This window comes from Pseudomonas lactucae, assembly GCF_036688725.1.
In the GTDB taxonomy this organism is placed as follows: Bacteria; Pseudomonadota; Gammaproteobacteria; order Pseudomonadales; family Pseudomonadaceae; genus Aquipseudomonas; species Aquipseudomonas lactucae.
Genome location: NZ_JAQQPT010000015.1, coordinates 144,795 through 162,076, shown reverse-complemented (window position 1 = coordinate 162,076; position 17,282 = coordinate 144,795). Strand labels below are relative to the sequence as shown.

16 protein-coding genes are annotated in these 17,282 nt (G+C 62.2%); 9 read left to right on the top strand and 7 right to left on the bottom strand.

The window, feature by feature from the left end; genetic code table 11:
- The first annotated feature begins 146 nt into the window (after positions 1–146).
- Entirely contained in the window at positions 147–1,016 is an 870-nt protein-coding gene (locus V6M90_RS18650) for an AraC family transcriptional regulator (protein WP_332846927.1), read from the top strand.
- A 96-nt stretch (positions 1,017–1,112) separates the two neighbouring features.
- Here V6M90_RS18650 and V6M90_RS18645 read toward each other — a convergent pair whose 3' ends face one another.
- From V6M90_RS18645 to V6M90_RS18630, 4 genes are read right to left on the bottom strand one after another with little or no spacing between them, the layout of a single operon-like run.
- Positions 1,113–2,726, bottom strand: a complete 1,614-nt coding sequence (locus V6M90_RS18645) for an ABC transporter ATP-binding protein (RefSeq protein WP_332846926.1) — start codon at positions 2,724–2,726, stop codon at positions 1,113–1,115.
- Positions 2,723–3,607, bottom strand: coding sequence for an ABC transporter permease (locus V6M90_RS18640; RefSeq protein ID WP_003173750.1), 885 nt, complete (start codon positions 3,605–3,607; stop codon positions 2,723–2,725). The genes V6M90_RS18645 and V6M90_RS18640 overlap by 4 nt, the downstream gene beginning before the upstream one ends.
- A gap of 3 nt (positions 3,608–3,610) precedes the next feature.
- Positions 3,611–4,561, bottom strand: coding sequence for an ABC transporter permease (locus V6M90_RS18635; RefSeq protein WP_332846925.1), 951 nt, complete (start codon positions 4,559–4,561; stop codon positions 3,611–3,613).
- Positions 4,558–6,171: an ABC transporter substrate-binding protein gene (locus V6M90_RS18630; RefSeq protein WP_305429612.1), complete on the bottom strand. Its 1,614-nt coding sequence runs from the start codon at positions 6,169–6,171 to the stop codon at positions 4,558–4,560. Before V6M90_RS18630 ends, V6M90_RS18635 begins: the two co-directional genes overlap by 4 nt.
- 282 nt (positions 6,172–6,453) lie before the next feature.
- Between V6M90_RS18630 and V6M90_RS18625 the strand changes: the two genes are divergently transcribed.
- Both V6M90_RS18625 and V6M90_RS18620 read left to right on the top strand, forming a co-directional pair.
- Entirely contained in the window at positions 6,454–7,008 is a 555-nt protein-coding gene (locus V6M90_RS18625; protein WP_181408605.1) for a hypothetical protein, read from the top strand.
- Positions 7,009–7,202: 194 nt separating this feature from the next.
- The gene (locus tag V6M90_RS18620; RefSeq protein ID WP_003173754.1) at positions 7,203–7,466 is read left to right on the top strand and encodes a hypothetical protein; all 264 of its coding nucleotides are present in this window, start codon (positions 7,203–7,205) and stop codon (positions 7,464–7,466) included.
- Positions 7,467–7,484: 18 nt separating this feature from the next.
- Here V6M90_RS18620 and V6M90_RS18615 read toward each other — a convergent pair whose 3' ends face one another.
- The gene (locus tag V6M90_RS18615) at positions 7,485–9,068 is read right to left on the bottom strand and encodes a rhamnogalacturonan lyase B N-terminal domain-containing protein (protein ID WP_332846924.1); all 1,584 of its coding nucleotides are present in this window, start codon (positions 9,066–9,068) and stop codon (positions 7,485–7,487) included.
- A complete protein-coding gene (locus V6M90_RS18610) occupies positions 9,068–10,321 on the bottom strand; it encodes a pectate lyase family protein (RefSeq protein WP_003173757.1) in 1,254 nt (417 codons plus the stop codon). Before V6M90_RS18610 ends, V6M90_RS18615 begins: the two co-directional genes overlap by 1 nt.
- Positions 10,322–10,555: 234 nt before the next feature.
- On the opposite strand from V6M90_RS18610, the gene V6M90_RS18605 reads away from it, so the two are divergent.
- Positions 10,556–10,933 carry an aldehyde dehydrogenase family protein gene (locus V6M90_RS18605; protein WP_003173758.1) on the top strand — a complete coding sequence of 126 codons (378 nt, stop codon included), beginning with the start codon at positions 10,556–10,558 and terminating at the stop codon, positions 10,931–10,933.
- A gap of 377 nt (positions 10,934–11,310) precedes the next feature.
- Here the strand turns inward: V6M90_RS18605 and V6M90_RS18600 are convergent, their stop codons facing one another.
- Positions 11,311–11,985 (bottom strand): TetR/AcrR family transcriptional regulator, encoded by a 675-nt coding sequence (locus V6M90_RS18600; RefSeq protein ID WP_003173759.1) that lies wholly within the window; start codon positions 11,983–11,985, stop codon positions 11,311–11,313.
- Positions 11,986–12,147: 162 nt separating this feature from the next.
- On the opposite strand from V6M90_RS18600, the gene V6M90_RS18595 reads away from it, so the two are divergent.
- The 5 genes from V6M90_RS18595 to V6M90_RS18575 are packed head-to-tail and all read left to right on the top strand — an operon-like array spanning position 12,148 to position 17,273.
- Positions 12,148–12,573 (top strand): DUF2147 domain-containing protein, encoded by a 426-nt coding sequence (locus V6M90_RS18595; RefSeq protein ID WP_305429509.1) that lies wholly within the window; start codon positions 12,148–12,150, stop codon positions 12,571–12,573.
- Between the two features lie 27 nt (positions 12,574–12,600).
- Entirely contained in the window at positions 12,601–13,482 is an 882-nt protein-coding gene (locus V6M90_RS18590; RefSeq protein ID WP_003173761.1) for a TorF family putative porin, read from the top strand.
- A 10-nt stretch (positions 13,483–13,492) separates the two neighbouring features.
- Positions 13,493–15,121, top strand: coding sequence for a xylulokinase (locus tag V6M90_RS18585; RefSeq protein WP_003173762.1), 1,629 nt, complete (start codon positions 13,493–13,495; stop codon positions 15,119–15,121).
- A complete protein-coding gene (locus tag V6M90_RS18580) occupies positions 15,118–15,795 on the top strand; it encodes a class II aldolase/adducin family protein (protein ID WP_003173763.1) in 678 nt (225 codons plus the stop codon). Before V6M90_RS18585 ends, V6M90_RS18580 begins: the two co-directional genes overlap by 4 nt.
- The gene (locus V6M90_RS18575; protein ID WP_305429512.1) at positions 15,792–17,273 is read left to right on the top strand and encodes an aspartate aminotransferase family protein; all 1,482 of its coding nucleotides are present in this window, start codon (positions 15,792–15,794) and stop codon (positions 17,271–17,273) included. Before V6M90_RS18580 ends, V6M90_RS18575 begins: the two co-directional genes overlap by 4 nt.
- Positions 17,274–17,282: the final 9 nt, after the last annotated feature.

Genomic DNA, 17,282 nt, shown 5'->3' with positions numbered 1-17,282 from the left:
GTGAGTGGAGGGGGTTGGACAATTGCTCCGTTGCCCTTGAAAGGTGACAGGCGACTATCCACGGCATACTGAGCAAACACGGCTAGGCGCCGTCCCTCGCAATAGCCGAAGCTGGTGTCCAGCGAATACCCCGGAGCCTCTATCCAGTGCCTGACTCATCGAACAATACCGCCTACACAACCCGTTTCGACAGGGTATTGGCCTACATCGACGCGAACCTTGAGGGCGACCTCTGTGTAAAAACGTTGAGCGGCGTGGCGAATTTTTCGGCGTATCACTTCCACAGGCAATTCACCGCGTTCGTGGGCGTACCGGTGTCACGTTATGTGCAACTGATGCGGCTTCGACGTGCGGCGCACGGTTTGTGCTCCGTGGCGGATTACTCGGTGCTGGACGCCGCATCGGGAGCCGGTTTTGAAAGCCCCGAAGCGTTTTCCAGGGCGTTCCGGCGGGCGTTCGGCATGACGCCGAGCGCCTTCAGAAAGCGCCCGAATTGGCAGGTCTGGAATGCGGTATTCGCCATCCCTCATTTTTCCAGGAGCATCATCATGCAAGTCAGAATTGTCGACTTTCCCACCGTCAGGGTTGCAACACTCGAGCACTGCGGCGCTCCAGCGCGGGTGCCTGAAAGCGTGGATCAATTCATACAGTGGCGCATGCGCAGCGGACAGTCGCCGGTGGCAACCAGTCGCAGCTTTGGTATTGCGTTCGGTAACCCTGATACGACCCCGGCCGATGAGTTCCGGTTTGCGATCTGCGGCGAGATTCGCGAGGCGGTACGCGCCAATGAATTCGGCGTAACCGAGCGGACTATCCCCGGCGGGCGTTGTGTCGTGGTGCGACACGTGGGCTCGCCGGATCACATCGCGGAATCGATCTATCCGATCTACCGCGACTGGCTCCCAGGCAGCGGCGAGGAGCTGCGTGATCATCCGCTGTTCTTCGAGTACCTGAGCATCTTCCCGCAGACACCGCAGGGTCAGTGGCAGACCGATATTTATGTGCCGTTGCGGTAGCGGCGTCTACCTGTGCGCCGGCACTTGCGGCCTCCTTGGCTGAAGGTTGAGGGACGCGCAGTGGTTCACGCCCGGGACTGGGTTACCACGCCGCACTCAGGCCGCCACCTGGCCCGGAATCGCTGCAATCAGCTCACGGGTGTACGCCGTGGCCGGCCGGTTGAAGATCTGTTCCACCGAGCCTTGTTCCATCACCCGGCCATTGCGCAATACCAGCACCTCATGGGCAAAGTTGGCGACCACCGACAAGTCATGGGACACCAGCACATAAGCGATGCCCATCTCCCGCTGCAGCGCTTCAAGCAGGTCGAGAATGTGCGCCTGCACCGACACATCCAGGGCGCTGACCGGTTCGTCGAGCAGCAACACGTCCGGCTTCAACGCCAGGGCGCGGGCAATGGCGACGCGTTGGCACTGGCCGCCGGAGAGTTCGCGCGGCAGCCGGTCCAGGAAACTCACCGGCAAGTGCACGCGGCCGATCAGCTCACGCGCCGCCTGTTCCAGCGCCGCACCCTTGAGCCGCCCGAACGACACCAGCGGTTCGACGATGCTGTCGAACACGGTGAAGCGTGGGTCAAGGGCGGCGAATGGATTTTGTTGCACCAGTTGCAGGCGTTGGCGCAATGGCCGGAACTCGCGCCAGCTCAGGTCGGTGACGTCCTGCTGTTCGAAGCAGACTCGGCCCTGGCTGGGTTTTTCCAGGCCTAGGGCGATGCGCAGCGCGGTGCTCTTGCCCGAGCCGGACTCGCCGACGATCGCCAGGGTCTGGCCGGGGTACACCTGCAGGCTCAGATCCTCCAGGGCTACAAAGCTGTTGGCTTCGCCTTTGACCGGAGGCAGTGCAAAGCGTTTGCCGACGTTGTGCAAGCTCAGGATCGGCGCGCGCCCGAGGTCAAGGTTGATCAACGGCTCGCGGCGTTTGGCGAAAGCGGGCGCGGCGGCAATCAGCGCGCGGGTGTAGTCGTGAGTGGGCCGGGCAAGGATCTGCCGGGGCGGGCCTTGTTCGACCACGGCGCCGTGCTGCATCACCAGGATACGGTCGGCGCGGTCAGTGGCCACGCCCAGGTCGTGGGTGATGATCAGCAGCGCAATCCCGCGTTCACTGACCAGGCGTTGCAGGTGATCGAGGATCTTGCGCTGCACGGTGACGTCGAGGGCGCTGGTGGGCTCGTCGGCGATGATCAGGCGTGGGTTGCCGGCCAGGGCGATGGCGATCAGCACGCGCTGGCGCATGCCGCCGGACAGCTCGTGGGGGTATTGGCGCGCGCGCAGCACCGGCGTGTCGATGCCGACCTGTTGCAGCAGCTCAACGATATCGGCATCCACGCCGGGGTAGCGCTTGCCCTTGGCCAATATCAGCGCTTCGGCGATTTGCTGGCCGATGCGCAGGGTCGGGTTGAGGCTCACCGTCGGGTCTTGCGGCACCAGCCCGAGGGTACGCCCGCGCAGGGCGCGTTTCTGGCGTTCGCTGGCGTGGGTCAGGTCGTTGCCGTCCACCCACAGGGCCCCGGCGCTGATCTGCGCATTGCCCGGCAGCAGGCCGAGGATGGCGTTGGCCAGGGTCGACTTGCCCGAGCCGGACTCGCCGACAATCGCCACGGTTTCGCCCTGGGCGATGGAGAATGACAGCGTGCGAACGGCCTGGTTGACTTGGCCGTCGGCGCGGTAATCGACACTCAGCTGGCGTACATCGACTAAAAGCGGGCTCATCGCTGAACCTCCTCGAATGTGCGGGCGATATGGTTAAGGCTGAACACCACCGCGACCAGAAACAGGCCGGGCAACAACGACACCCACGGCGCGGTGATCAGAAAGTGCCGACCGTTGGCGATCAAGGTGCCCCATTCCGCCGCCGGTGGCGCGGCGCCGAAGCCGAGAAAGCTCAAGCCCGCGGTGGCGAGAATCGCGGCGCCGAAATCCAGGGTCGCCAACACCGCCACCGGGCCCCAGGCATTGGGCAGAATGTGCCGCAGCAATGTTCGCCCCCAACTGGCACCGCCCAGGCGGGCCGCCTCCACATAGGGCAGGGTTTTGACCCGCAACACCTCGGCACGGGTGGTACGGGCGAACCCCGGGATGATGCCGATGCCGACCGCAATAGCCACCGGCACCGTGCCGAAACCAATGGCGGTGACGATGGCCAGGGCCAGCAACAGGCCGGGCAGGGCCAGCAGCACATCGATAAACCGCATGATCACCGCGTCGATACGCCCGCCGGCAAAACCAGACAGGACGCCCAAGCCCAGCCCGCCCAGCAGCGCGATGCCCACCGCGAGAAACGCGGCCAGCACCGACAGGTTCGCGCCGTACACCACACGGGTAAACAGGTCGCGGCCCAGCTCGTCGGTGCCGAACCAGTGGGTCAGGCTCGGCGCGCGCAGCTTGTCCAGCGGCGAAGTGGCGTAGGGGTCGAAGCCGCTGAGCAACTGCGGCGCTGCCGCAGCCACCAATGCGAACAGCACCACCAGCACGGCCAGGCTGAACCCCGGCCGAAGCAGCAATGGCCGCAAGGTTGCCGCTGCCCGTTGCAGGTAACTGCGGCGCCGCCAGAGCGGTGCCGAAAGCCCCAGGTTTCGATTAAGCGTGGTCATGGTCTAGGACACCTTTGGCGTGTGTGAAATGCGTGGGTCGAGCCAGGGATAAAGCAGGTCCACCAGCAGGTTCACCAGCACAAATGCCGCCGCCGATACTGCGACAATCGCCAGCACCACTGGAATGTCCTGGCGCAGCACCGCTTCCTGGGCCAGTCGGCCGATGCCGGAGCGGGCGAAAATAGTCTCCACCAGCACCGCGCCGGACACTGTATTGCCGACCTGCAAACCGATCAGCGTGAGGATCGGCAGCGCTGCGTTCTTGAAGCCATGCCGCGCCTGCACCTGACCGCGGCTCAGGCCCTTGGCATACGCCGTCACGATGTAGGGCTCGTTCCACACACCCTGGAAACTGCGTTGCAGCACTTGGGCGTACACCGCCGCACTCGGAATCGCCAGGGTGACCGCCGGCAGCACCAGGCTTTCAAAACCCCGGCTGCCGGTGGCCGGAAACCAGCCCAGGCCGAAGGCGAACACCTGGATCAACAACAGCCCCATCCAGAACACCGGTACCGAAAAACCCAGCGACGGCACGCGCGTCAGCGCTTTTTTCAATGGCTGCCAGCGGATATACGCGGTGAGGTAAGCCAGGCCGACCCCGCCCAGCAGCGACAGCCCAATCGCCAGGCCGGCCAGGGACAGCGTCTGCGGCAGACGCTCGGCGAGCAACTCGGCCACGGGGCGGTTAAGCGAGAGGGATTGGCCGAAATCGCCCCTCAGCGCACCCCACAGCAAGTCGATATATTGCTCGAACAGGCCTTTATCCAGCCCGTAATAAGCCCGCGCCTTGGCCAGGTCTTCCACCGACAGCCCATCGGCCTCCATGCCCGAAGCGCTGAGCATGATCGACAGCGTGTCGCCCGGCAGCAGATAGAGGATGAAGTAGGTGATGCTATAGGCGCCCCACAGCACCAGCAGCGCCTGGCCGACGCGGCCGATCAGGTAGCGGCTCATGGCGTGCCGACCTCGATATCACCCAGCAGTGCAAAGCCTTCGGCGGTCCAGCGGAAGTTCTTCACCCTGGGTGACGTCGCCGCCTGCCACACGCGCTCGTACACCGGGAACGCCGAACCTTCATCCACCAGCAGGTCTTGCAGGTTGCCGTAGGCCGCGGCGCGTTGCGGACCTTGAGTGGCGGTGATGCCCGCATCGAACAGCCCCTTGGCTTTATCCAGCACCGCCGGTTCGTAAAGGTTGGTGGCCAGGGTCGCACTGTTGGCGCTGCGCGGGTCGAGGATGGTTTGCAGAATGATCGGATCGGCACGGGTCATGTAGGTGCTGGTCAGGTCATAGTTGCCGGCGCTGTTATTGGCGACCCATTCGGCGCGGGTGACCACGTTGAGTTTCAAGTCGATGCCGACTTTGCGCAGTTGGTCCTGGATCAGCACATCACCGGCGGTTTCGGCCGGGGTGATGTTGTAGCTCAGGCTCAGGCGCTTGCCGTTTTTGCTGCGGTAGCCGTCCGCGCCCTTGACCCAGCCGGCCTGTTCCAGCAGGCGCTCGGCACCAGCGGGGTCATACGCGAGCTTGTCGCCCTGGCCTTTGAAGTAGGGGGTGGTGACGTCATAGATGCCATTGACCACCGGGAACTCGGCGTTGTACACGGTGCTGGCGTAGCTCTTGCGGTCGATGGACTTTTGCAGCGCCAGGCGTACGGGCTTGTCGGCCAGTGCGCGCTCGCCACGGGTGTTGGGATAGAGGTTCAGCGCAGGCCCCGGCAATGAGCGGCTCTGGATGGTCGCGCCCTTGGACTGGAACAGTTTCAGGTCGACCTCGGAGAACGGGTTGCGCGGCCACAGGATGTCCGCTTTGCCTTGCAGGAACAGGCCGTTGCGCACGCTCTCTTCGGGGATATAGCTGATGTCGACGGCGTCCAGGTGCGCTTCGCCCTGGTTTTTCATGTTGGCCGAAGCCCAGGCGTAGCCTTTGCGTTTGGTCAGGTGTGCGCCGACTTCCGGCGTGTAACTGGCCAGCACGAACGGCCCGGTGCCGATGATCTTGCCAAGGGAGCGCTCCTTGGCGCTGAGCGCATAGGAAGCTGGCGCAAGGATCGCCAGATTGGTGGTGGACGTCGCTTGCAGGAAACCGGCGTTGGGCTTGGCCAGCACCAGCTTGACGGTCAGGTCGTCCACCACTTCGGCATGATCGAACCCCGCCAGGTAGGTGGCGCCGAAGGTGGCGGGCAACTCGGTAGCCAGGGCTTTGTTGCTGTCGAACGCGGTTTTCACCGCCAGGGCATTAAAGCGCTCGCCATTGCTGAAGGTGACGTTGTCGCGCAGGTGGAAGGTGAAGGTGAGTGCGTCATCGCTGACTTCCCAACTGTTCGCCAGCCAGGGGATGATCTTGCCGGTTTGCGGGTCCTGGTCGGTGAGGGATTCGGCGACATTGCGCAGCAGCACGCGATGTTCGAGCCAATACACCTGGAACGGATCGACGCTGACCAGGGTGGTGTTATCGCCAAAGAAGGCGATGTTCAGGGTCTTGCCGCCCTGGCTGTCTTGAGCCGAAGGCGAGCACGCGGCCAGGCCTAAGACCAGTGCGCACGGGGCCAATAGACGGCTCATCAATTTGAAGGTGTTCAATGGGGTGCCCTCGTATGGCGTCGGCTGATACGTCCTCCGCCAGGCGTGGGGTCGGTCTGTGGAATGAAGATATTCCTATAAAAAACCGCTGGGAAAGTATTTTTTTGGAATAAGCTAATTATCAGATATTGTAATGTTATTAATCGTTAAAATTATCCAATTTTATTATGTTGAGGGGCGGGGTAGGTCCTGGCTGTTTTTAAATTGGCCGTGTTCGCGCATCCGGTTAACAATGACCGGGTTGCCAAACCAAAGAGCTCGCACATGAACCGTGAACCGCCACCGCATCCTCCCGTCTGGGACAGCCCGGACACGGTGCTGCGCACCGGCAACCTGGGCAGTCAGCTCTACGTCGCGGCGTTATTGCTGGCGTTGCCAGCTTACTGGCTCACGCTCATGGCCACCCAGCCGCCAGGGACGCGCGCACCCCCGGGCGAAGACCGGTTGTTTTTTATCCTCGCGGTGATCAGCGCGTCAGCGTCCTTTTGCATGCTTTACTGGCTCACCCGAGAAGCGCAAGGGCATGGGTTCTGCTTTGACGAAAACGAACAGTGCCTGACGTTCACCCAGAGCCGTCCCGCCCGAGCCCCCACGCAGGAGCAGGTGCCTTACAGCGCCATCCACTCGATCAGGCCCTTCCAACCGACCGCTTTTTCCAGCATCAGTCACATTGACGTGTGCTACGCCCGGGTTGATGGCAAGGTACGAAGCGTCAGGTTCTGGGTGCACCTGACGGTGGCGGACATGGCGCTGCACGCGGCCTGGTTGAGGCAGTCGGTGGGGGACAGGATGCGGGACGTGGTGGATCAGGATTTATAAGGGCGCCGCAGTAGTTTCGAGGCGTAGAAGATACCGATCCGCGTTTTTATCAGGGCATCCAACGCGAATTAATGGCTCTATGAAATGCCCGGAAAGTGGATCTTTTTATCGATCCATTTAGTTCCTATAGTCGCGCCGTATCCCGAGTGTTCAGCGCTGTTCGCTGAGCGCTCCCACTCTACGGAAAGCTGAATATGAATTATAAAAAGTGCTCTATAGGCCTTGGCGCGTCCGTGCTGCTGGTGTTGTCCGTGCTGCGAATATCCGGCGGCCAACCGCCGGCGCGGGAAGACTTTATAAAGTACCCATCCCTGCGGCAAAAATGGCTGACGCTGTGCGACCCTCGCAGCAACCTCGCTGAAGTCAATGCTGAGGGTTGCGCGCATTTGCATGAATGGCAGGCCGCCAATCAACGCCCTGTTTTAGATAATTTAATGAATCAAAACCTGGGTAAGTAAGCGTGGCGACTCCGCTGTTCAGGGGCGCACCCACTGCACGCAATCAAACACAAAACCAGGGCTCAGAAAGCCCGTGCCCGTTTTACCCGACGCCACGCCGATCTCCAGTGTGTTGACACCCGCATGCAGCGCCGTGGCCGGCACATTGATCTCGAACACGCTGTTGTTACCGCGATAAGTACCTCGGGTAATCCCACGGCTGTCAGGTTGATTCGAGGCCGCTGGCACGGGCGCCTCCCAGTGCTGATTGACACTCACCGCCGGGCGCCCTCCGGCTTGGGCCAGTGAAATAAACAGGCGCAACCGGTAAGCCGTCACCTCGTTGGCGGCCAACACGAATTGGATGCGGGTCGGGCTGTTGACGTCGCGCCATTGCGCGGCGGGAAAGGCGTCGACAGGGCTGCTGCCAACGGTGTAGGTGACCGGGGCCCATGGCGCCATGCGTGAATCGCTGGGGTGGGCGGATGCCAGCAGGTGGGCGTTGCGAAAACCCGCCGGCGTGCCATCTGGCATACCGATTTGCCATTTCACCTGGCCGGCCAGCGGTTGCGCCTGCAGGCTGGTTTGCGTGGTGCCGCCGGCGCTCACTGCGGCGGTGGTTTGCGCGACTTCCAGCTCATTCTGGTACAGCGTGACCCGGTAGTGTCCAGGTCTGACCCCGGTCACGACGTACCGCCCGCTGCCGTCGGCGCGTGCCCAATACTCGGCGTTGGCATTACTCAAACCCACCACCGCCGGCAACCCACCGTCGACACCGGATACATGACCGGCCAGGGTGCCGCGCCCGGCGCTGTCCACGAAGCCCGCAAGGCCCAGTTGATTGTCGACAAAACCCAGGTCGCTCAAGCGTGCATCAGGCCCATCACCGTCGGTAAACAATAGCCCGTAGACCCCGTGCAGGCCGCCGCGAAAGGGCTCGGTCTGGGTGTGGTTGGAATACATGTAGTTGTACAGCTCGTGGGTGATCGGGGTTTTCTGGGTGGCAATATCCTTGAAAAACGCACCGCCCGAGCTGAGCTCGCGGTTGCCCATCAGCATATACACCGCGACACCCGGGCCTTTCACACCGTGCAATGGGTCGTCGATCATCGGTTGCGCCGAATAGAACTTGGAACTGGTGCGGCCATCCGGTAGCAAGAACACGTCCTTGCCTTCGAGTGCCGTGCCGACATTGGAATCGGTGCCATGCACAGCCTTGGGCAGCTTGCCGACGTTGAGCCGCGCCACGAAGCGCAGCTCGCCCACGGGCAGCAAGGTGGGCGCGTAGGTCGCCATGTAAATGGCTGCGCGACCTTTTTTTGCCAAGTAGTAGTGGATCAAATCACCGGTCCGCACGCTGATGACGATCACATCACCCACTGTGTGTGCCTCTACCTGCGCGCTACCCAGCCCGGATGCAAGCTGCGAGGCCTTGGGTTCGGTGGTCTGCAATTCACTGCCGCGATAACGCAGGGACACCAGATCGCCATTGCGGGTGTCCACGCTGAACAGCAACTGTGCATCGGTGTCGACGACGATGCGCGAGTCGGTGCGCGTGAAGCCGAAACCGGCGAAGGCAGGCGTCGCCAGTGAGCAGAGCATCAGCAGCAAGAGACGTCGCATCAGTGGTTTCCAGGGGTGAGGTGGCCCGCACCGGCATCGCGCTGCACGCCAATTCGCGCAACGTCGGCTGGCTGCGGTGCAACAAGGTATTGACGGTAGGCCTTGAACGCCTCCAGCACAGAAGCATCCCGGGGACGATAATCATCGCCACTCAGGCGTTGCCGGTTGGCAACACAGGGCCTGCCCAGCGCAGCCTGGCAGGCATCGTCGGGCGACGGTGGGATGGGCGTGAAGAGGGCATACGCGCTGCCCGGTTGCTGGGTATCGTTGAACAGCGGGTGGGACACGTCTTCGAAGTCATTGCCTTCCACCAGTAGATAGGAGCTGGCGGTACGCGACATGACCGCGCCCTGGTATGTCAGATGAACAAACAGATTATTGACCAGTTGCGCGCGCACTTCGGCATTGCCCATGCCGCCGGAATGAGGGGCGCGTCCCGAGGTGTCATGCACATAGTTGTTGAGCAGGGTCAGGGTGTCGTGATGGCCCAGAAACAACCATACCCAGTAATGATGACCATCGCAGGTCGCGGAGTAGGGCGTGCGGCCGTCGAATTCGTTGTTGGAGATCGTCACATGGGTCGCGCTGCCCCAGCCGGTCACGATCATCTGGCGACCGACACGCGCAAAGGTGTTGTGATCGATCCACACGCCATCGGCATCGTCCAGCGTGAGTGCGTCGCCGCCCCAGACCACGCGGGGATTGATGTCCGACAGAACCAGGTTGCGCACGATGACATTGTGCGCGCCGCCGCCGATGAACAACCCCATGCCCTGGATACCGGCATGGGCGCCCACACCCAGCAGGGTCTTGTTCGAACCGATCTTCAGGCGCTGCAACCCGGCCTTGTCATACGTCACCGTGGCAGGCGGTTTCGACTGGCAGAAATGGTTGGCACCGTCGATTGCCCATTGCCCGCCGCCCTGGGGGCAGGCGTTGGCCATGCAACCGGCCTCTGTGACTTGGGCGCTGCCGTCGGACACAACCGAACCGCGAAAATCAAATGTATGGTCCAGAGCGATGACACGCGGGGTGTCATCGGTGCAGTTGCCGCGTGTGTCGAAGCTTGCACACAGCGCCTTTTTCAGTTCGGCCGGTGTGGTGGGCCGCATGGCCGCAATTTGGCCGCCGCCGGTCACGTCTTTGGCAAAACCCTCTGCATGACTTGCCGCCAGAGAGGGTTGCGCTAACAGCGCAGCGGCAGCTAACACGAGGGCTGAAAGACACTGGGGCGTCGGGAATGTCAACGGCATATTCCTGAGTGGTTCAATACTGGCGGCCAAGCCTTGTGAAACAGGCCCGCCATGATCTGAACAGGCGCGGGTATTTATCAAACGGTTTTAGCCCGATAGCCATTGCCTTCAGCTGAGGTTCAGCCAGGCGCTGTCAGCTAGCCGTTTTTGACCGGTTTTCGTCCGTCTCAACCCTGCCTTACGATCCCGCAGCCCGTTACTTTGACGGCTGGCCGATGATCCCGAGGAACCTGCATGCACACCCCCCATGAGCTGAACACTCAGCCGCACGACCACATGCCGCCCGGCGAGGTCGAGATCTCCCGGATCGCCTTTGCGAAGGCCCGTCAGGCGTTCGGCGCTCATTCGCAGATGTCGACCCGGGCGCGCCTGGCGGAGCTGGCCAAGCTTAAGCAAACGATCTTGGCTGATCGCTCCATGATCATCGAGCGGGTGATGCAGGAGGTGGGCAAATGCAGAACGGATGCATTGATCGCAGAGGTTCTAGGCACCCTCGATTGGCTCGACTGGCTGGAGAAAAATGCCGAGCGTCTGCTCAGGCCGGAAAAGGTCAAGACGCCGATTACGTTGCTGGGCAAGCAGTCCAGCCAGGCGGCTTCGGCGGCGGAGTAACACAGCAGGCCCTGCACGAAGGGCGCTGCGCTCATGATCATCCGCATCATCTCCACCGAGCGTATGGATTTGGTCACCAGCCGCACGGGCAGGCGCCCGGCACGTTTGCCCAACTGCTGGAGGTTGGCGGTCAGCGCATCCAGGTCGACGAACGCGGCGGGTAACCGCACCCCGTCCAGCACCTGGTGGTAATAGGCGTAATCGCGAGCGGGAAGCAGCGGGGCAGTTTCGACACGGCGCATGAAGGACCTAATGAGTTCAGCGGTAAATGAAATGACGCGTGGTCTCGCCGCTGGGAGGGTAAAGCGTGCCCAGATGCCAACGAAGGTGCGATCCGGCCGGCCAACGGGTTCGCGCCGGCCATGTTCGCGCTCACCTCATGCGCTTGGGGCAGGCGCCAACCGATCCAGATGGCTGACAATCATCGACGCGACCATCGCACACACGCTTTTGGGGTCCATGGACTCATCGAACAGCAGTTCGATCGTGGCGTGAATCATCTCCACCGCGACACGCGCAGCGGTGGCCAGCTGTTGAGGATCGGCCTGTGGAAATATCGCGGCGAGGATCTGCGCCTGTGCGGCGGACACCTTGCGGTGGGAGTCGAGCCGCACGTGTTCCAGTGCCGGCACGGCGCGCAGGCCCTTGAGAATCCACATGCCGCCCAGCGTCGCCTGGGTGACCCGGTAGGTGTCCAGGATCAGCTCGGCGAGCGCCGACTCCAGGGCTTCGGGCGGTCCGGACAACAGCTGCGGCGTGATCCAGTTGTCGATCAGGCCGTTCTGTTTCTCCAACAGGCGTTCACCCAGCACGCTCAGCAGTGCGTATTTGTTTGGAAAGTAGCGGTACAGCGCCGGCGGTGTCAGCCCAGCACATTCGCAAACCAGGTTGGTGGACAGGCGTTCGATGCCGACGTCGCAGAGGGTCTGCGCGGTGGCGACCAGGATCCGTTCGTAGGTCTCGGTGCTGCGCTGCTGTGCAGGCGGCTTCTTGTGTTCCTGGGTTTTCCCGGCGGTCGCGGCGCGGGCGCTGGCAGTGTTGGGCTTGACCATAGGTACCTGGCAAAAAAAGGGTGAAGAGTCAGCTTATCAAAATGAAAAAAAATGTTGCTGAGCTCGATAATGGTAGTTATAACTATCGTGTAGCGATGACTATCATAACCGATGCGTCGTTAGTGTGACGGTCTCTTAAAACAAAAAATACAGGTGACTACTATGAACGCTCGGCAATGGCTTTTCCTTTCTCTGGCACTGGTGTGCTCTACCAGCGGTTATGCGGCAGCGGGCCCACAGGAGGCCAAGGGCCTGTGGCTCACCTCGGAAAAGGACGCTGTGGTCAAGGTAGACGATTGCGCCGACAAGCCTGGCGCGCTGTGTGGAAAGGTGGTCTGGGTCAAGGACGTGGCCTCCACCACCAACGATTGCGGCGTACAGATCATGCAGCTGGAGCGTTTTGACCAGCAAGCGTGGCGCGATGGCTGGGTGTTCGACCCCCGTGATCATAAAAAATACAAAGGCGTCGTTCGGGTCAAAGAGGGAATCCTCAATGTCCGGGCTTTTGTCGGCACCGAGATTCTCGGCAAGACAGAGCAATTCGAACGCATTGCCTCACTGCCTCCTGCACCGGTTTGCACTTTGTAAATCCGACCTTTCTTGTAGGAGAGCCTCATGCGCGCAACAACACACCATTATCTGATGGCCGCCTTGCTGTGGCCCATTGTCAGCCCATCCCTGGCCTTCGCCGACGAAATGGCCAGCTATGCCATCGATGTTACGGCCAAGGCGGTATCCGACGTCCGCACTCGAGGCGTTTCGGATTCCTTGAATCATCCCGGCGCCCGCGTCACCGTTCAGGTTGCCCATGAAAGTGGCCTGGTCGCGCTTGCCGAGTTCACCACCGTCAGCAAAAAGCAGTTTCTTGAAGGTGATGGGCTGGGCGTCCTGCTCGCCGGCGGTTATCGCTTTGGCGACCCGGATGCGTGGCACTACGGCGTGGGTCTGGCGGCGGAGATGTTCCCGGGGGCGCAGTTCAAGGCGCCGAACAAATTCGACTTCGACACCTTCACTCCCACCAATGAACGCACGACCAACTACAACAGCCAATTCGCCGTGTTGGAAATCGGCTACGGCGCGTTGGAAGGTCGAATCGCCAGGGTCCTGTCCAAGACCTATCGCGGCGCCAACACCGGTGGCGTTTGTGGTGCCCAGCTACAGTTTCGCGATGACCCCACCAAGGGCCTTGAATGCTACGCCAAGGGCGATCGCAATTCCCGTGGCAGCATGCTCTATGACCTGGACTACAAATACGCACTCGGCATGAACACTACGCTCAAGCTGCATGCGGGCTATCAGCAAATCGTCAATTTCTCCGAAGCGAACGCGGCGGACTACGACATCGGCCTGATCCATCACTTGTGGGGCTTCGATTGGGGGCTGGACTTTGTCACCGCCAAGACGCGCGCGCGCGAGTTGTATATGGCCGAGGACGACGGGCATGTGCGCGCCACGGATGAAAACCGTTGGGTTGCATCGATTTCGCGTACTTTCTGAGTAGACCTTTATGACTTCGCTTTTCTTATCCCGGACGCCTCAGGCGGCCACCGGTCTGGAGCAACTCGTCCTCGCGGTGGACCTCGGCACCTCCGGTTGCAAGTGCGCCCTGGTCTCACTGGAAGGCGATATCCGGGCATGGGCGTTTCACAGCGTGCCGCTGCATGTGAGCGGGTTGAGTGTCGAGCAGGAGCCGCAGGACTGGTGGGATGCCTTCCTGCGCGGCGCCAACGAACTGTTGAGTGCCGACCCCGTCAGGCGTCGCCAGGTGGTCGCGGTGTGTTGTTCGACACAGAGCGAAGGCACGGTGTGCGTGGATCGGGACGGCGTGGCGATTGGGCGCGCGATGTTGTGGCTGGATAAACGCGGCGCCGGTGCGGTTAAAAAACGCATGGGCGGAGGGCGGTTCAGCCTGGCCGGGTACGGGCCGCTCAAACTCTGGCGGTCACTGCGCCTGACCGGTGGCGTGGCTTCTTTGTCCGGCATGGATTCGGCCGGGCACATGGCCTATATCCTCGATCATGAGCCGCAGCGTTACGAGCGCACCCACAAGTTCCTCAACGTACTCGACTACATGAACCTGCGCCTGTCGGGTCGCTATTGCGCCACCAACGACTCGATGCTGACCGCCTGGATCACCGATAACCGCGACCCTCACCGCATCCGCTACGACGACGGCCTGGTCAAGGCGCTGGGGATCGAGGTCGGCAAATTGCCCGATCTTGTCAGCTCCACGGATGTGATCGGCACGCTGCGCCCGGAGCTTGCCGACATCCTCGGGCTGGCGCGCGGCACACAGGTGGTGGCGGGCGCCGTGGACACCTCGGCGGTGGCGGTCGGCGCCTCTGTCAGCGATTTTGCCCCGCACCTTTACCTGGGTACTTCATCGTGGGTGGGCGCGCACGTTCCGTTCAAGAAAACCAGTGTGCGTCATCACATTGCGGCGGTGCCCAGTGCCGTCAACGGCCGCTACCTGGCGATGGCGATGCAGTCGGCGGCCGGCGCGAACCTTTCGTTCCTGCGCGACAAAGTGTTGTACCACCCGGATGAATTGCTCAGCGATGAACAGCAGCCGGACGTCTACGCCTTGCTCGACCGCATCGCCGCACGGGTGCCGCCGGGGTCCAGGGGGTTGATCTACACCCCCTGGCTGTGCGGCGAACGCTCGCCGATCAGTGATCCCAGCCTGCGTGCCGGTTTGTTCAACCTGAAGCTGGAGCACTCACGCGAGGACATCATTCGCGCGTTCATGGAAGGGGTCGCGCTCAATACGCGCTGGATGTTCGAGCCGTTCTCGCGCTTTCTCGGCCGGCCCAGCGACTTGATCGTGGCCACCGGTGGCGGCGCTCAATCGGACGTGTGGTGCCAGATCATGGCCGACGTCTGCGGGCGCGTGATCCAGCAACCGCAGAACGCGATCCAGACCAACGCCCGTGGCGCCGCGTTCATTGCCGCGGTGGCGCTGGGCAAGCTGCAGTTTGACGATTTGTCGAGCCTCAAACGCCCGCATCGTCTGTTTGAACCGTCCCGCGCCAGTCGTGCGCTGTATGACGATCAATTCGCCACGTTCCAGGAAGTGCGTAAACGCCTCGCACCGCTTTATCGGCGCCTGAACCCTATGCAGGAGACTGCCTCATGAGTCATGTCCAACGACAAATCGTTGAGCTATCACAGCACCTGTGCCACCGCGGCTTTTTTGCGGCAACGGGCGGCAACCTCGCGTTGCGCATCGATGCGCAGCACATTGCGGTCACGCCGTCGGCCACCGACTATTTCACCATGCGCCCCGAGGACGTCTGTGTGCTGCGCCTCAAGGATTTGGCGCAACTCTCCGGCGACCGCGCGCCTACGGTCGAAAGCGGCTTGCATGCAAAGATCCTGCGCGCCCGCCCGGATGTGCAGTGCAGCATCCATACCCATCAACCCGTCGCCAGCGCCTGCACCTTGCTCGGTGAACCGCTGGATGTCCCGGACCCCAAGCTGTGGGCCTCCCTGGGCAAACATATTCCCATGGTGGGGTACGCGCCTTCCGGCTCCAACTGGTTGGCCGGCAAGTTCGGCCGCACCATTCGCTGGGACTACAACGCGTACCTGATGCGCAACCACGGTGTGCTGTGCTGTGGCCCGGATATCGAGACGACCCTGGCGCGCCTCGAGGATCTGGAAACGTTCTGCCGTGACTACCTGCTGCGACACATCAACGAACAGTCCCGCACCCAATCACAGTCACCCGCCGCCGTGGCACGCCTGGTCGATGCGCTGGCGCGGTCCAGCGCAGCCGACGCTCACTTTTCTTCCGAGACCCCATCATGAACAAGCCTCTTGATCCCATCACATTGCCTGCGCTGACAGACTCAGCCGTATCCCAATGGCCGGATGTCGATTCGCTGTATCGGCGTTTCGATGCGCTGGTCAAACAACCGATTCGACCCTTGAAGCGCGACGCGCTGAACAAGGTCATGGGTTACTTCGACGAGCGTTGCCAGGGATCGCGGCGACTTTCCGAGGAGGCGAAAAAATTCATACCCGGTGGCGTGCAGCACAACCTGGCGTTCAACCACCCATTCCCGCTGGCCATCGCCCAGGCCAACGGCGCGCACCTGACCGATGTGGACGGCAACCGTTATATCGATTTTCTCCAGGCTGGCGGGCCGACCTTGCTGGGCTCCAACCATCCGGCGATTCGTGAACAGGTCAACCGCATCCTCGACGACTGCGGTCCGGTCACCGGCCTGCTGCATGAATACGAGGTGAAGCTGGCGCAGTTGGTCTGTGAAGTGATGCCCGGCGTCGACATGGTGCGCCTGCTGGGCTCGGGTACCGAGGCGGTCATGGCGGCGGTGCGCCTGGCACGTGCCTATACCCGCAAGAAATGGGTGATCAAGATCGGCGGGGCTTATCACGGCTGGAGTGACCAGTTGGTCTACGGCATGCGCTTGCCGGGCACCGGTCGCATGGAGGCCGTCGGCATTCCGCGTGGCGCCACGGCTCACACCCAGGAGAGCCCGCCGAATAACCTGGACGCGTTGCGTCGGCGCTTGCAGATCAATCGCCTGCGCGGCGGCACGGCGGCGATCATGGTGGAGCCTTTCGGCCCGGAAAGCGGCACGCGTCCGGTGCACCCGGATTTCAACCGCCAGCTGCGCAAGCTGTGCGACGAGTTCGATACGCTGCTGATTTTCGACGAAGTGGTCACCGGTTTCCGTGCCGGCCTGGGCGGTGCACAAGCGTATTTCAATGTGATGCCGGACATCACCGTGCTGGGCAAATGCCTGACCGGGGGCTACCCCATGGCGGGTGCGATCGGCGGGCGCAGGGATGTCATGCAGTTGCTCGCCGGTGGCATCGGCACTTCGGCGCGGCGGGCGTTTGTCGGCGGTACGCTGTCAGCCAACCCGTTGTCCTGCGTGGCGGGTTACTACGCGCTGCTCGAGGCGCGCAAACTGAATGCACCGGCGCTGGCGGGGCGTGCCGGCGACCGCATGCGCAAAGGGCTGGAAGAAATCATCAATCGCCGTGGCTTGCCATATGTGGCCTATAACATGGGCTCGATCGTGCATTTGCAGACCTCCGGCGTGCTGCTGCTCGACACCAGCAACCCGCTCAAGCTGCTGCGCGCGCGTAACGAAGCCAAGTCACGCAAGCACATGATGGAAGAGATGGGCGCCGCGTATACCGCGCACGGCTTGATCACCCTGGCCGGCAGCCGGATCTACACCAGCCTGGCCGATACCGATGACGTCATCGACGATGCGCTCGAGCGATTCGACGCCGTTTTCCAACTGGTGTGAGGTGAGCAC

Bases quoted from the DNA above. Each gene is read 5' to 3' on its own strand.
- V6M90_RS18615 (WP_332846924.1), bottom strand. From the start codon at position 9,068: ATGCGACGTCTCTTGCTGCTGATGCTCTGCTCACTGGCGACGCCTGCC.
- V6M90_RS18600 (WP_003173759.1), bottom strand. From the start codon at position 11,985: ATGGTCAAGCCCAACACTGCCAGCGCCCGCGCCGCGACCGCCGGGAAA.
- V6M90_RS18580 (WP_003173763.1), top strand. From the start codon at position 15,118: ATGAGTCATGTCCAACGACAAATCGTTGAGCTATCACAGCACCTGTGC.
- V6M90_RS18640 (WP_003173750.1), bottom strand. From the start codon at position 3,607: ATGACCACGCTTAATCGAAACCTGGGGCTTTCGGCACCGCTCTGGCGG.
- V6M90_RS18575 (WP_305429512.1), top strand. From the start codon at position 15,792: ATGAACAAGCCTCTTGATCCCATCACATTGCCTGCGCTGACAGACTCA.
- V6M90_RS18620 (WP_003173754.1), top strand. From the start codon at position 7,203: ATGAATTATAAAAAGTGCTCTATAGGCCTTGGCGCGTCCGTGCTGCTG.
- V6M90_RS18645 (WP_332846926.1), bottom strand. From the start codon at position 2,726: ATGAGCCCGCTTTTAGTCGATGTACGCCAGCTGAGTGTCGATTACCGC.
- V6M90_RS18630 (WP_305429612.1), bottom strand. From the start codon at position 6,171: ATGAGCCGTCTATTGGCCCCGTGCGCACTGGTCTTAGGCCTGGCCGCG.
- V6M90_RS18590 (WP_003173761.1), top strand. From the start codon at position 12,601: ATGCGCGCAACAACACACCATTATCTGATGGCCGCCTTGCTGTGGCCC.
- V6M90_RS18595 (WP_305429509.1), top strand. From the start codon at position 12,148: ATGAACGCTCGGCAATGGCTTTTCCTTTCTCTGGCACTGGTGTGCTCT.
- V6M90_RS18625 (WP_181408605.1), top strand. From the start codon at position 6,454: ATGAACCGTGAACCGCCACCGCATCCTCCCGTCTGGGACAGCCCGGAC.
- V6M90_RS18585 (WP_003173762.1), top strand. From the start codon at position 13,493: ATGACTTCGCTTTTCTTATCCCGGACGCCTCAGGCGGCCACCGGTCTG.
- V6M90_RS18610 (WP_003173757.1), bottom strand. From the start codon at position 10,321: ATGCCGTTGACATTCCCGACGCCCCAGTGTCTTTCAGCCCTCGTGTTA.
- V6M90_RS18605 (WP_003173758.1), top strand. From the start codon at position 10,556: ATGCACACCCCCCATGAGCTGAACACTCAGCCGCACGACCACATGCCG.
- V6M90_RS18635 (WP_332846925.1), bottom strand. From the start codon at position 4,561: ATGAGCCGCTACCTGATCGGCCGCGTCGGCCAGGCGCTGCTGGTGCTG.